This window comes from Arthrobacter sp. LjRoot14, from assembly GCF_964253905.1.
Classification (GTDB): domain Bacteria; phylum Actinomycetota; class Actinomycetes; order Actinomycetales; family Micrococcaceae; genus Arthrobacter.
In genome coordinates, this window is the sequence record NZ_CAXURL020000001.1 from 951,918 (window position 1) to 965,656 (window position 13,739).

Consider the following 13,739-nt stretch of genomic DNA (forward strand, 5'->3'; position numbering starts at 1 on the left):
CGGTCACGCCGTGGTGAGATGTACGTCACATAACGGAAACCTGCCGGAAACGCAGGATTCATGCCCGGAGCCGCTGTTTAACCTCCCCGAAAAACATCTCGGCCATGGCGGAAACACTGCCGTTGTAGCGTCGGATTCGGGGAACGATCCGCTTGTCTCATTGTTTTGAATGGTCTCGCCTTAGTCGGCGCCCAGGAGCGCCACTTCTTCTTAAGGAAGGCTCCCAAAATGAACATCTCTTTACTCAATGTGGGAATGGCAGTGGATCCCACGGCGCTCGATCCCGGCGCCACGGCCTGGATGCTGGCGGCTTCCGCCCTGGTCCTGCTGATGACGCCCGGCCTGGCATTCTTCTACGGGGGCCTCGTGCGGATGAAATCCGTCCTGAACATCATGATGATGAGCTTCGGCGCCATGGGTGTTGTTGCCGTCGTCTGGGCGCTGTGGGGCTACGGGCTGGCCTTCGGACCCGACACCATGGCCGGGCTCGTCGGGGATCCGTTCGCCAACCCCGGGCTGAGCGGACTGACCAGCAGCATCGGCGGCAAGGCGCCCGGGCTCCCGGACATGGTCTTCATCGGGTTCCAGGCCACGTTCGCCATCATCACTGTCGCGCTGATCAGCGGTGCCGTGGCTGAGCGGGTCAGGTTCGGACCGTGGCTGCTTTTCGCCGCTTTGTGGGTGACCCTCGTCTACGCCCCGATCGCGCACTGGGTGTGGGGTGGCGGACTCTTCGGCGCCACGGGCATCGTGGGCAGCAAGATCTCCGCACTCGACTTCGCCGGCGGAACCGTAGTGCACATGAACGCGGGCATCGCGGGGTTGATGCTCGCCGTCGTGCTCGGGAAACGCCTGGGCTTCATGAAGGACCCCAATATCCGCCCGCACAACCTGCCGTTCGTGATGCTCGGCGCAGGGCTTCTGTGGTTCGGCTGGTTCGGCTTCAATGCCGGCTCTGAGCTCGCCGCCGATGCCATTGCAGGGCTGGCCTGGACCAACACCCTGCTGGCCACCAGCGCGGCCCTGCTGGGCTGGCTGCTCATCGAGCGTCTCCGGGACGGTCACGCCACATCGCTCGGTGCCGCCTCGGGGGCCGTGGCGGGCCTGGTTGCGGTCACTCCGGCCTGCGGCTTCGTCGATCCTGTCGGTGCCATCCTGATCGGGGCCGTGGCCGGTGCGGTTTGCGCCCTCGCAGTGGGCCTCAAGTTCCGGATCGGCCTCGACGACTCCCTTGACGTGGTGGCAGTGCACTTCGTTGGCGGACTGTGGGGCACCCTCTCGCTGGGATTCTTCGCCGTGCCGTCCACCAAGACCGAGGGCGGGCTCTTCTACGGCGGGGGCCTGACGCAGTTCTGGCCGCAGGTCCTCACGGCGCTGATCGTCACAGCCTGGAGCGCCATTATGACCACCCTGATCGGATACGCCATCCACAAGACGATGGGCATGCGGGTGTCCGAAGCCAACGAACGCTCCGGCATCGACGTCACCGAGCATGCCGAAACCGCCTACGAGCTGCTCATGGTGGGCGGGGCCTTTCATCCCGGCGAACAGCACGGCAAGTCCGTTGCGGCAGAAGCGGCCGATCCTGGCGCGGATACTGTCGCGGCCGGCACCGAGCAGAGCCAGCATGAACGGGGCAGGGTGCGGACATGAAACTCATCACGGCCATCGTCCGGCCGGAAAAGATTGAGACGGTCAGAGCCGCCCTTGAGGGGTTCGGGGTCAACGGCATGACGGTGAGTCCGGCAAGCGGCTATGGCCAGCAGCGCGGCCATGTGGAGGTCTACCGCGGAACCGAATACAGCTCGGACCTCCTGCCGAAGGTCCGGGTGGAGGTGCTGGTGACGGAGGAGGCCATGGACGGCGTGATGGCGGCCATCGAAGCCGGAGCCAGCACCGGCCGCTTCGGTGACGGAAAAATCTGGACCATTTCCGTTTCCGACGCCGTGCGGGTGCGGACGGGGGAGAGGGGCTCCTCCGCCATCGACTAAAGCAGCGGGTAAGCAGCGGGTGGGTTTGGTAAACACTTGATGCACAACAGGAAACTAGAGTGTATGATGGGTGTCACACAACCGATCCATCCTCGAAGGAGAGGCGTTCCTTTGGAAGAGCTGCGCATCGAGGCCAACGGCAACCTTGGCCCCATCGATTCATCCCGTATTCCCCGCTATGCAGGGGCCGCAACCTACGCCCGCCTGCCCCGGCTGGACCAGGTGGCCAAGGCGGACATCACGGTGGTGGGAGTCCCCTTCGACTCCGGCGTCTCCTACCGCCCGGGTGCCCGCTTCGGCGCCAACCATGTGCGCGAGGCCAGCCGGCTGCTGCGCCCCTACAACCCCGCGTGGGACGTCAGCCCCTTCGAAAACGTCCAGGTCGCGGACGCCGGAGACATGGCCGTCAACCCGTTCAACATCAACGAGGCCATCGAAACCATCCAGCAGAATGCCCTCGACCTGACGGCGGGCGGCAGCAAGCTGGTCACCCTCGGCGGGGACCACACCATTGCGCTGCCGCTGCTGCGGGCCGCCGCCGAGCGCGCCGGCGAACCGGTGGCCATGCTGCACTTCGATGCCCACCTGGACACCTGGGACACCTATTTCGGCGCCGAATATACCCACGGCACGCCGTTCCGCCGCGCCGTCGAGGAAGGCATCCTGGACACCGAGGCCATCAGCCACATCGGCACCCGCGGCCCGCTGTACGGCAAGAAGGATCTCGACGACGACCACCGCTTCGGCTTCGGCATCGTCACCTCCGCGGATGTTTACTACCAGGGCGTCCTGGAAACCGTGGCCAAGGTCCGCGACCGCATCGGCAACAGGCCGCTGTACATCTCCGTTGACATCGACGTCCTGGACCCGGCGCACGCGCCGGGTACCGGCACACCGGAAGCCGGCGGCATCACCAGCCGTGAACTGCTGGAGATCATCCGCGGCTTCCGCGGCATGAACCTCGTGGGTGCGGACATCGTTGAGGTCGCACCGGCCTATGACCACGCGGAAATCACCGGTGTCGCGGCCAGCCACGTAGCCTACGAACTCGTCACCCTGATGGCGGACTCCGCCGTCGAGGGCAACAGGTTCGGCGCCCCTAACGGCTACGCCGCGCAGGCCCTCGGGCAGGAAGAACGGCGCCAGGCAGGCTTCGCAGCGAGCACTCCCCAGCGCGTCGAAACCGGCGTCTCCCCGTGACCGGCGTCCGCAACGGCGGGGACCTCGTCGTCGAAACCCTTGAAGCGCTGGGGGCGAAGACCGTCTTCGGCATTCCGGGCCAGCACGCGCTGGGCCTGTTCGATGCGATGGGCCGGGGAAACCTGCACTTCGTGTCCTCGCGGGTGGAAAACAACTCGGCCTTCGCCGCGGACGGCTACTCCCGTGCCACCGGTGAGGTGGGCGTGCTGTTCCTGTCCACCGGCCCGGGCGCGCTGACGTCCCTGGCCGGGCTGCAGGAAGCCTACGCCACGGGTGTGCCCATGGTGGTGGTGGCCAGCCAGATTCCGCTGGACGGACTCGGTGCCCGCCGCAAGGGCATGCTGCACCAGCTTGATGACCAGAAGGCCTCGGCCGCGAATGTCACCAAGAGCCAGCGGCTGATCCAGCACGCCTCCGGGATCCCCTCGGCCATCCAGGACGCCTGGACCGAAGCGATTTCCTCGCCGCAGGGCCCCGTCTGGCTGGAGATCCCGCAGAATGTGCTGCTGGATCCCATCATGGTCCCGCCGGTGGAGGATGCCCTCGCCGATGCGGCGGACAACCCGCCACGGGTGGAGCTTGTCCGCGAGGCAGTGAAATGGCTGTCGACGGCGGAACGTCCGGCCATCATCGCAGGCGGCGGCACGCGCCGCGGCCGGGCCGAGAAATCGCTTCTCTCGATCGCGGAAAAGCTCAGGGCTCCGGTGATCTGCACTCCCGGCGGCAACGGCGCGTTCCCGTGGAACCATGAACTCTCGCTTCAGTCCTGGATCGAGGACCGGTACATGACGGACCTTCTCGAGGACGCGGACGTGCTGATCGTCGTGGGATCCTCGCTCGGGGAGGTCACGTCCAACTACTTCACCTTCGAACCGCGAGGCCGGATCATCCAGATCGACGCCGAACCCCGGGTCCTGGAATCCAACCGGCCCGGCCTTGGCATCCGCGCCGACGCCGGCCAGGCGCTCGCTGCGCTGGACGCTGCCCTGGTGGTCGAGCCTGTCGAAACCAGCCCCGACTGGCACGGTGCATCACCGGAAGAGCTCGTCAAGGAATCCCTGGCCAAGGTCAAAGCCCGGCTGGAGTCCCAGGATCTCGGCAAGGAACTGAAGTTCATGGCAGACATCCGCGAGGCCGTACCCGCGGACATGCAGACCTTCTGGGACATGACCATTTCCGCATACTGGGGCTGGAGCTGCTGGGACGCCCGCGAGGGCCAGTTCCACTCCGCCCAGGGCGCCGGCGGCCTCGGCTTCGGCTTCCCCGCCGCCATCGGCGGGGCCGTGGGGCTGGAAACGACGGGCAAGCCGGGACGTGTTCTCGCAGTGTCCGGTGACGGTTCGGCCATGTATTCCATCTCCGAACTGGCCACCGCCAGGCAGCACAACGTGCCGGTCACCTGGCTGATCGTGGACGACGGCGGCTATGGCATCCTGCGCGAGTACATGGTGGGCGCGTTCGGCAAGGCCACCGCCACCGAACTGGCCCGGCCCGACTTCGTCAAGCTCGCCGAGGCCTTCGGCGTCCCGGCCGTCCGGGTTGCCCCGGAGAACGTGGGGGATGCGCTGAAGGCGGGCTTCGCCGCGGACGGACCGAACGTCGTCGTCGTCGAAACCCTGCTCAAGATGTTCGGTCCCACCCACCTGGACGTCTAGCAGTTCCGTCAGCACACCCCCGCCGCACAGCGCGAACGGGCATTTGAGGCCCCATTTCCACCCGGAATTGGGGCCTCAAGTGTCCGTTCGCGCTTGGTGTTTAAGGGCCGGACCACCCTGCGAGCCTCTTCCTTAGTTTCCCAAAGCAACCATTTTGAGATATGGTTGCCTAAGGCAAGCAAAGGGGTTATTCAGCATGGCAGTTGCACCAGAAACCGCGGCCGATCTCGTCTACCAGATTTTCGACCTCCAACGGGCGGTCCGCTGCGTCGCCGTCTCAAACATGCGCGGGCAGGAAACCGGGGTGGCGCTCCAGGGCGTCCTCCGCTTCGTGGGGGAGGGCGAGTCCAGGGCCACGCACCTCGCCGCGAGGCTCGGGGTCAGCGCTCCCGTACTGAGCCGGCACATCGCCGATCTTGAAGAGCACGGCCTCGTTGTCCGCCGGCCCGATCCGGAGGACGGGCGTGCGCAGCTGGTGGCGTTGTCGGAGGCCGGGGCGGCCAAGCTGCGCGAAATCGAACAGCAGCGCACGGCAACACTCCAGGGCTACCTGCAGGACTGGAGCGAGATCGACGCCGAAGAAACCGCGAAAACCCTGAAAAAACTTGCTGAATCCCTCAGGGACTCAGCCCGGGCAAAGACGGCCGGATCCACCGAAATCATTCCAATCGTTTAGGAGCTGCACATGGCCAGCCACGCTACAGCCACCGGTCCGTCCCGGGCCTTGTCTACGACACCACCGCCATCCCCGCAGCCGCACGCACCGGCGCCCCAGGCAGCGATGAGCCACCGCCAGATCATGGAGGCCCTCACCGGCCTGCTGGCCGCCTTCTTCACCGCGATCATCAGCAGCACCATCGTGGCCAACGCACTGCCGACCATCATGTCCGAGCTCAAGGGCACCCAGACGGACTTCGCATGGGTCATCACGGCTGCCCTCCTGGCCAACGCCGCCACCACGCCGATCTGGGGCAAGCTCGCCGACCTCTTCGATAAGAAGCTTCTCGTCCAGCTGAGCATTGTGATCTTCGTGGCCGGCTCCGTCATGGCGGGCCTGTCCGAAACGATCCCGCTGCTGCTGACCGCCCGCGTCATCCAGGGTGTCGCCATGGGCGGACTCACGGCGCTGGCGCAGGCCATCATCGGTTCCATCATCCCGCCCCGGGACCGCGGCAAGTACTCCGGCTACATGGGCGGCGTGATGGCCGTGGGCACCGCCGGCGGCCCGCTGCTGGGCGGCTTCATCGTGGACAGCCCGCTCGGCTGGCGCTGGACCTTCTTTGTCTGTGTTCCGCTGGCGGTCATCGCACTCATCCTGCTGCAGATCACCCTGAAGCTTCCCCACGTCAAGCGCCACGCGAAGATCGACTGGCTCGGTTCCATCCTGCTCACTTCAGGCGTCAGCCTGCTGCTGATCTGGGTGTCCTTCGCCGGCAACCCGGAGTACTACGACTGGTGGTCCTGGCAGACGGCCGCCATGGTGGGCGGCGGCGTGCTGCTCCTGGCCCTCCTCGTCGTCGTGGAATCCAGGGTGGAGCAGCCCATCATCCCGCTCAAGATCATCAGCGAACGCACTACCGCCCTGGCCATCCTCGCTTCCGTCGCAGTAGGCGTCGGCATGTTCGGGTCCTCCGCCTTCCTGGGCCAGTACTTCCAGGTGGCCCGCGGGGCCACACCCACCGAAGCAGGCCTGCTGACGCTGCCCATGATCGCCGGCAACCTCATCGGGTCCGTCCTGTCAGGCCAGCTGATCAGCCGCACCGGCAAGTGGAAGCGCTACCTGGTTGCCGGCTCCATCCTGTTGATCGGCGGACTGGGACTGGCCGGAACCATCGACCACACCACCGAACTCTGGCTGACCGGCCTCTACACGGCAGTCCTGGGCCTCGGGCTCGGCCTGCTGATGCAGAACCTCGTGCTGGCGGTGCAGAACACTGTCCGGGCCACCGACATCGGCACCGCCAGCGCGTCCGTGGCGTTCTTCCGTTCGGTGGGCGGCGCGATCGGAGTGTCCGTGCTGGGGGCAGTGCTGGCCAACCGCGTCAAGGAACTGGCTACCGAAGGACTCGCCGCGGCCGGGATTCCTGCCACCGGCGGATCCGCGGGAGCCAGCATGGACCTCCAGGACATGCCGGCCCCGATCCGGGACATCATGCGGGCGGCCTACGGCGACGCGACGGCCGAGATCTTCCTGATCTCCGCGGTGATCGGCATCATCGCCCTTGTGGCAATCCTCTTCATCAAGGAACAGCCGCTGCGCCGGACCGTGGACATCGTGCCGGCGGCATCCGCCAACGGTGCCGGGCCCGCAAACGGCGCACCATCCGCGGACAATGCAGCCGCCCACGATGGCACCACTGGCATCGCCGGCGGCCCGGGCATCGTGGACCTTGACCGGGAGTTCATCGAGGTCCTCAGCAGGCAGCGTGCCCACGAGTCACGCTTCCCGGAAGCGGCACGGCAGGACCACAACGTCCCGGCAGAGGACAACGGCAGCCTCGGCGGCGACTCCCCGGCCGGAGCGAGGGAAGGCTATCGGTCGCGTGCCCGGACCATCGTGGCCGAGCCCCGGCCTGAAGCCGCCGACGTCGTGCCCCTCCTGCTCCAGACCCAGCAGTTGCTGGCGGAGCAGCAGCTGCAGCTGGCAGAGGCTTTGCGTGCCGTCCAGGCGCAATCGGCGGAACAGCGGGAGATCGCTGCCGAGCAGTCGCGCATCAGCGGGCAGCTCACCACCCTCCGGCGCCGCTTGGCCAAGGAACGGAAGCTGCAGCGCGCGGCGGCTGACTATATCGCAACGCACGGACGGCACCGCAGCGAGTAACCACGGGCACCGTTCAAACACAGAACGTACGACGGCGACGGCGGCCGGGTGCCGCCGTCGCCGTCGTCAGGGCTCCGGGACGGGGGAGGCGACCACCACCACGTTCTTGCCCCACGGGTCCTCGGTGTAGCAGCTGATAAGGACCAGCCGGTTGGGAACGCCGGTCCAGATCGGGCTGTCCTTCAGGCTCGACTTCACGTACGTGTCCACGGACTCCACCCTGTACCGCATGGTTCCGGTGGCGGTGGTGGCTTCGAAGGTATCCCCCGGGGCGCTCGCGGCGCTGAGCCGGTTGAACGGAGCGTCACGGCCCTCCCAGCTATGGCCGAGGATGTAGGTGGTGTTGGTGGACCCGGCGCCAGGCATGCCGAAGTTCGTGACCCAGTAGCCGTCAACGGTAATCGGCGGCACTATCGCCTGGGAATCCAGTTCCTCCGGCGTCGGGGTCAGTGGATGGATGGTGACGTCCAGCCCGGCCGCCGGGTACACGATCCTGGTGGGAGCCGCGGCCGGCGGGTAGCTGGGAATGGTCAGCGGCGGTTGCTGCGCTGCGGGCGCGGCCGCAGCGCCCTTGCTGCCCTCCGCCGCCGAGCCCTTTCCGGTCCAAGCGAAGGTATCAGGCGGGACGGCATGGGCAGGTGAAACCGGGGTGGCGGCCCGTGAATACGGCGCAGCTTCCAGGTGGAGTCCGGCGCCGCCGGAGGTGTTTCCGGCTGACACGATTCCCGGCAGGAATGTCAGGACGAAAAAGGCCACGACGCCGGCGAGCAGCAACAGCCGGTCGCCACGGTTGAGCGAGCGGCGCCTGAGCCACGGGAACTTCTCCCGCAGGCGCTGGAGCCGGTTGCGGCTAAAAGCGCCGCCCTGACGGGACTGGCGCTCGCCCGCCTCCGCGGCAGCAGGCCGGCTGCTGCCGAAGGGCGGGCTGTCAACCGGCTTGTGGCCAGGGAAGGGCATCGGGATTCCTCCATGGATAGTGGTGTTGGACGGGCATCGCACCGTGGTGGCGGATGCCCGTCCTCACCGCAGAATCGGCCTTACTTGGATCCGGGCGCGTCCTGCAGGCGTCCCCGCTGCCTCAGGGCAATGAGCCCCGTTGCCCCAAGGAGGGCCGCCAGGCCGCCGAACCAGGCCGGCATTCCGGTCTCGGGCTGGCTTCCGGCAGCTGTCTGGGCGTTGAACCCGCGGTTGACCACCGGCACTACTGCTGCCGCCGCTCCGACGGGCGCCGCTGCGGCTCCCGCAGGAGTCTGTGCCGGCGGAGTAACAGCCGGCGGTGTCACCGCAGGCGGAGTCACTGCCGGGGGTGTCACCTCCGGCGGAGTGACGACCGGGGGTACAACAACGGGCGGTACGACCACCGGGGGTGTTTCTTCCTCTTCTTCTGCGACGCAACCACCGGCCGGGACCGGGTAGATGTCGGCTCGGCCGTTGTGTCCGTCCTTGTGTCCGTTCCACCAGGCCTTTTCCGGAATGGTGATGATGACGTACGGGTTCGTTTCAGATCCCGTGGCGTGGCAGATGGTGATCTTGTCCGGGCCGTGGCCCCAGTCGTCATCATCCTTGCCGCCACCGCCTCCGCCGTGTCCTTCACCACTTGGACAGCCGGCCGCCGGTGCCGGAATCAAGTCGCCTTCATGCGAGGCATGGCCGCCATTTCCGTTCACCGCGTTTTCGCTGACCGTGATGTGAACATACGGGTTCGATTCGGAGCCGGTGGCGTGGCAAATGCTGACCTTCTTGTTGTCGTCATCGCCCTTGTCGCCGGCATTTGCCGGAGCCGTGACGCCTATTAATGCAATGCCTGCGATTCCGGCAGTTGCGAGGATTCTCTTCATGGGATTCTCCATCTGGATCATTGGGGACTGACCAGACTGCGGGAACGGGAGGCACACGGAGGAGCCGTCCGTTGTTCGTAGATGCCCAGATCACCTGCGACTCTCCTGCAGAGTTGTCAACTAACTGACCCCTTCACGCTAGGCTCCGGGCACTGGAGTAGTCGCGAGTAACCGGTACTTGACCTGATACCCGTTTTTCACAGCCGGACCCCTTGGAACCGAGGGACAACACCCGTTTCACCCGTAACAAGGGACACGTGGGAAGCTTTAGTTTCTGCACCATCGATACGCAATTCGGATGATATTTGGCGGGCATTGTTTCGCATAGGCAACGGATTTCGTAGAGTGGGAAGGCTGAGAATGTCAGCCCCCGCTGGTATTACTTCCTGCACTCACTCCGCGCACTTCCCAAAGGACTCCCGGGCATGCTTGTCACCCTCATACGGCGCTATTCCAAGCCGTATTTGCCGTATATCGCGGCAGTCATACTTTTCCAGCTGGCATCCACTATCGCGGCCCTCTACCTTCCGAGCCTGAACGCACAAATCATCGACGAGGGCGTCTCCCGGGGGGACACCGACTACATCTGGCGAACGGGCGGGCTCATGCTCGGGGTCGCGCTGGTGCAAGTGGCCACCGCCATCGCCGGCGTGTACTTCGGCTCCAAAGCGGCCATGGCGTTCGGCCGGGACCTGCGGCGCGGCGTCTTCCGCAAGGTGACCAGCTTTTCGGCCAGGGACGTCAACGTGTTCGGTGCCCCAACCTTGATCACGCGCGGAACCAACGATGTCCAGCAGGTGCAGATGCTCATGCTGATGGGGCTGAACTTCATGGTGGCCACGCCCATCATGTGCATCGGCGGCATCGTCATGGCCCTGCGCGAGGACCTGAGCCTGTCCTGGCTGGTGTGGGTTTCCGTACCGGTGCTGATTGCCGTGGTGGGCTACCTCGTGGTCCGCCTCATGCCGCTGTTCCGCTCCATGCAGACGAAGATCGACCGCATCAACGGCATTCTCCGCGAGCAGATCATCGGCATCCGAGTGGTCCGAGCGTTCGTCCGCGAACCGCACGAGACGCAGCGATTTGGCGAAGCGAACCGCGAACTCACCGACGTCTCCCTGAAGATTGGCGCCCTGTTCGTCCTGATGTTCCCCGCCATCGGCATGATCCTGCATGTCTCCACGGCCGCCGTGCTGTGGTTCGGCGGCCAGCGCGTGGATGCCGGGGAGATGCAGGTGGGCTCCCTGACAGCCTTCCTGCAGTACTTGTTGCAGATCCTCATGGCGGTCATGATGGGCACGTTCATGGCCATGATGATTCCGCGCGCCTCGGTCTGCGCGGACCGCATTGGTGAGGTACTCGACGTCGAACCCTCCATCCACGAACCGACGGCGCCGGTGGCGCCCGCCCAGCGGACCGGACGGGTGGAATACCGCAACGTCTCGTTCGCCTACCCCGGGGCCGAAGAGCCCGTCCTGAGCGACATCAGCTTCACTGCCGAGCCCGGCCAGACCGTGGCCATCGTCGGGTCGACCGGCGCCGGCAAGACCAGCCTGCTGTCGCTGCTGCCGCGGCTGTACGATGTCGCGTCCGGCGAGGTACTGCTCGACGGCGTTTCCATCACCAACCTCGATCGCTCCGAAATCACCGGCAGGGTGGCCATGGTGCCTCAGCGGCCGTACCTCTTCTCCGGGACCATCGAGCACAACCTGCGCTTCGGCAAGACCGAGGCCACGGACGAGGAGCTGTGGGACGCGCTCACAGTGGCCCAGGCTGCCGACTTCGTCCGGGAAAAGAAGAACGGTCTGGGTTCCCGGATCGCCCAGGGCGGCACCAACGTCTCGGGAGGCCAGCGCCAGCGCCTGTGCATCGCCAGGGCGCTGGTGACCCGGCCCAAGGTGTACCTCTTTGATGACTCGTTCTCGGCGCTCGACGTTGCCACGGACGCCCGGCTTCGCCGCGCGCTCAGGGCCAAGACGGCGGATGCCACGGTCATCATTGTGGGACAGCGGGTGTCCACCATTGCTGACGCCGACCAGATCCTGGTGCTGGACAACGGCCGGATCGTGGACCGGGGCACACACGAGGAACTGTTGCAGAATTCCACCACCTACCAGGAGATTGTCGAGTCGCAGCTGACCGCGGAGGAAGTGGCATGAGCACCAACGAAAAACTCGCCGCCGGCCAGGAACCAGTTCCCGCGGAAGACGAAGATTTCTACGAAGAGGAGTACAAGCCCACCGAGGCCGACGGCGACATGTTCGGCGGGGCGCCCGCGAAGAAGGCAGAGCACTTCTGGCCGTCCGCCAAGCGCCTGATGGGTTTGCTGAAACCCGAGTCCGCCGGCATCGCCGTCGTGCTCGCCATGGTGACGGTCGCCGTCGTCCTCAACGTCATTGCCCCCAAGATCCTGGGGCAGGCCATGGACGTCATCTTCGGGGGAGTGGTGGGCAAGCAGCTGCCCGCCGGAGTCAGCAAGGACCAGTTCGTCGACGGGCTGCGCGCCCAAGGCGAAAACAACTTCGCGGACATGATCTCCAAGATGGAACTCATTCCCGGGGTGGGGATCGACTTCCAGAAGTTGTCGTTCCTGATCAGCGTGGTGCTGGTGATGTACTTCGTGGCGAACATCTTCACTTGGCTGCAGGGCTACGTCCTGAACATGCTGGTGATGCGTGTGGTCCGCAAATTGCGTGACGATACCGAGAAAAAGCTCAACCGGCTGCCGTTGAACTACTTCGACACCCGCCAGCGCGGCGACACGCTTTCCCGCGTCACCAACGACGTCGACAACATCCAACAGGCGCTGCAGCAGGCCTTCGCGCAGCTGCTGAGTTCCGCGCTGACAGTGATCGGCATCGTGATCATGATGTTCATCGTGTCGTGGCAACTGGCCCTCATCGCCCTCGTAGCCCTCCCGCTGTCCGGCGTGGCAGCCGGGATCATCGGCTCGCGAAGCCAGAAGCTGTTCGCCGCACAATGGAAGAACACCGGCCAGCTCAACGGCCAGATCGAGGAATCGTTCTCCGGCCACGACCTGGTGCGCGTCTTCGGCCGTGACGCGGACATGCTGGAACGCTTCGACGAGCGGAATGAAGCCCTCTACAAAGCCAGCTTCGGAGCCCAGTTCGTCTCCGGCATGATCATGCCGGTCATGCAGTTCCTCTCCTACCTCAGCTACGTTGGCATCGCAGTGGTGGGCGGGTTGCGGGTGGCTTCCGGCGGCATGAGCCTGGGCGATGCCACCGCGTTCATCCAGTACTCGCGGGAGTTCACGCAGCCGCTGGGACAGATGGCTGGCATGGCGAATATGCTGCAGTCCGGCGTTGCCTCGGCGGAGCGTGTCTTCGAATTCCTGGATGCGGAGGAGCAGGATGCCGAAACCGCCACCGAGCACCTGCCCGCCAAGACCGACGGCCACGTGGAGTTCAAGCATGTGACCTTCAGTTATTCGGCGGACAAGCCCCTGATCGAGGATCTGTCCTTCACGGCCCAGCCCGGGCATACCGTGGCAATCGTCGGCCCCACCGGCGCCGGCAAGACCACGCTGGTCAACCTCGTGATGCGGTTCTACGAGCTCAATTCGGGGAGCATCACACTCGATGGCGTGGACATCACCCACCTGAGCCGTTCCGAACTGCGGGCCAAGGTGGGCATGGTCCTGCAGGACGCCTGGCTGTTCGGTGGCAGCATCTACGACAACATCAGGTACGGGAACCTCAACGCCACCGAGGACCAGGTCATGGAGGCTGCCCGGGCAACATTCGTGGACCGGTTCGTCCGCGCGCTGCCGGACGGATACAACACGATCATCGATGAGGAAGGCAACAATGTCAGCGCAGGTGAAAAGCAGCTCATCACCATCGCACGGGCTTTTGTGGCCAACCCGTCCCTGCTCATCCTGGACGAGGCAACCAGCTCGGTGGACACGCGCACGGAAGTCCTGGTCCAGAAGGCCATGGCGGCCCTGCGGACGGACCGCACCAGCTTTGTCATTGCCCACCGGCTGTCCACCATCCGCGACGCCGACACCATCCTGGTAATGGAAGCCGGAAGGATCGTGGAACAGGGCAGCCACCACGACCTGCTGGAACACAAGGGCGCCTATCACCGGCTGTACATGTCCCAGTTCGCGGGCGAAGACGCCGAGGCGGCCCTGGCTGATTCGGCGGAAGACTCGACGGCGGTGCGCAGCTGAGCGCCGCCGGCCGGGCCGTGCCAAGCGGCCGGCGCA

10 protein-coding genes are annotated in these 13,739 nt (G+C 65.6%); 8 read left to right on the forward strand and 2 right to left on the reverse strand.

The window, feature by feature from the left end; translation table 11 throughout:
* Positions 1-228 precede the first annotated feature (228 nt).
* From ACSQ12_RS04490 to ACSQ12_RS04515, 6 genes are all read left to right on the forward strand, one after another.
* Positions 229-1,653, forward strand: a complete 1,425-nt coding sequence (locus tag ACSQ12_RS04490) for an ammonium transporter (protein WP_436064487.1) — start codon at positions 229-231, stop codon at positions 1,651-1,653.
* On the forward strand, positions 1,650-1,991 hold the full coding sequence (locus tag ACSQ12_RS04495; RefSeq protein ID WP_209747104.1) for a P-II family nitrogen regulator: 342 nt from the start codon (positions 1,650-1,652) through the stop codon (positions 1,989-1,991). Before ACSQ12_RS04490 ends, ACSQ12_RS04495 begins: the two co-directional genes overlap by 4 nt.
* Before the next feature lie 111 nt (positions 1,992-2,102).
* Positions 2,103-3,191, forward strand: coding sequence for an agmatinase (speB, locus tag ACSQ12_RS04500; RefSeq protein WP_436064488.1), 1,089 nt, complete (start codon positions 2,103-2,105; stop codon positions 3,189-3,191).
* Complete coding sequence (locus ACSQ12_RS04505) at positions 3,188-4,846, forward strand: thiamine pyrophosphate-binding protein (RefSeq protein ID WP_436064489.1); 1,659 nt, start codon at positions 3,188-3,190, stop codon at positions 4,844-4,846. The genes speB and ACSQ12_RS04505 overlap by 4 nt, the downstream gene beginning before the upstream one ends.
* A 196-nt stretch (positions 4,847-5,042) precedes the next feature.
* The gene (locus ACSQ12_RS04510) at positions 5,043-5,522 is read left to right on the forward strand and encodes a MarR family winged helix-turn-helix transcriptional regulator (RefSeq protein WP_209747097.1); all 480 of its coding nucleotides are present in this window, start codon (positions 5,043-5,045) and stop codon (positions 5,520-5,522) included.
* 105 nt (positions 5,523-5,627) lie between these two features.
* On the forward strand, positions 5,628-7,667 hold the full coding sequence (locus ACSQ12_RS04515) for an MFS transporter (protein WP_436066931.1): 2,040 nt from the start codon (positions 5,628-5,630) through the stop codon (positions 7,665-7,667).
* Between the two features lie 66 nt (positions 7,668-7,733).
* On the opposite strand, the gene ACSQ12_RS04520 is transcribed toward ACSQ12_RS04515, so the two are convergent.
* The gene (locus tag ACSQ12_RS04520; RefSeq protein WP_436064490.1) at positions 7,734-8,624 is read right to left on the reverse strand and encodes a class F sortase; all 891 of its coding nucleotides are present in this window, start codon (positions 8,622-8,624) and stop codon (positions 7,734-7,736) included.
* Between the two features lie 80 nt (positions 8,625-8,704).
* A complete protein-coding gene (locus ACSQ12_RS04525) occupies positions 8,705-9,505 on the reverse strand; it encodes a hypothetical protein (protein ID WP_436064491.1) in 801 nt (266 codons plus the stop codon).
* Positions 9,506-9,930: 425 nt separating this feature from the next.
* Between ACSQ12_RS04525 and ACSQ12_RS04530 the strand changes: the two genes are divergently transcribed.
* Positions 9,931-11,664 carry an ABC transporter ATP-binding protein gene (locus ACSQ12_RS04530; protein WP_209747091.1) on the forward strand — a complete coding sequence of 578 codons (1,734 nt, stop codon included), beginning with the start codon at positions 9,931-9,933 and terminating at the stop codon, positions 11,662-11,664.
* Entirely contained in the window at positions 11,661-13,703 is a 2,043-nt protein-coding gene (locus ACSQ12_RS04535) for an ABC transporter ATP-binding protein (protein WP_436064492.1), read from the forward strand. The genes ACSQ12_RS04530 and ACSQ12_RS04535 overlap by 4 nt, the downstream gene beginning before the upstream one ends.
* Positions 13,704-13,739 lie beyond the last annotated feature (36 nt).

What these genes read in the sequence shown, in the direction of transcription:
- ACSQ12_RS04535 (WP_436064492.1), top strand. Translation starts at nt 11,661, where the DNA reads ATGAGCACCAACGAAAAACTCGCCGCCGGCCAGGAACCAGTTCCCGCG.
- ACSQ12_RS04490 (WP_436064487.1), top strand. Translation starts at nt 229, where the DNA reads ATGAACATCTCTTTACTCAATGTGGGAATGGCAGTGGATCCCACGGCG.
- ACSQ12_RS04525 (WP_436064491.1), bottom strand. Translation starts at nt 9,505, where the DNA reads ATGAAGAGAATCCTCGCAACTGCCGGAATCGCAGGCATTGCATTAATA.
- ACSQ12_RS04520 (WP_436064490.1), bottom strand. Translation starts at nt 8,624, where the DNA reads ATGCCCTTCCCTGGCCACAAGCCGGTTGACAGCCCGCCCTTCGGCAGC.
- ACSQ12_RS04495 (WP_209747104.1), top strand. Translation starts at nt 1,650, where the DNA reads ATGAAACTCATCACGGCCATCGTCCGGCCGGAAAAGATTGAGACGGTC.
- ACSQ12_RS04530 (WP_209747091.1), top strand. Translation starts at nt 9,931, where the DNA reads ATGCTTGTCACCCTCATACGGCGCTATTCCAAGCCGTATTTGCCGTAT.
- ACSQ12_RS04515 (WP_436066931.1), top strand. Translation starts at nt 5,628, where the DNA reads ATGAGCCACCGCCAGATCATGGAGGCCCTCACCGGCCTGCTGGCCGCC.
- ACSQ12_RS04510 (WP_209747097.1), top strand. Translation starts at nt 5,043, where the DNA reads ATGGCAGTTGCACCAGAAACCGCGGCCGATCTCGTCTACCAGATTTTC.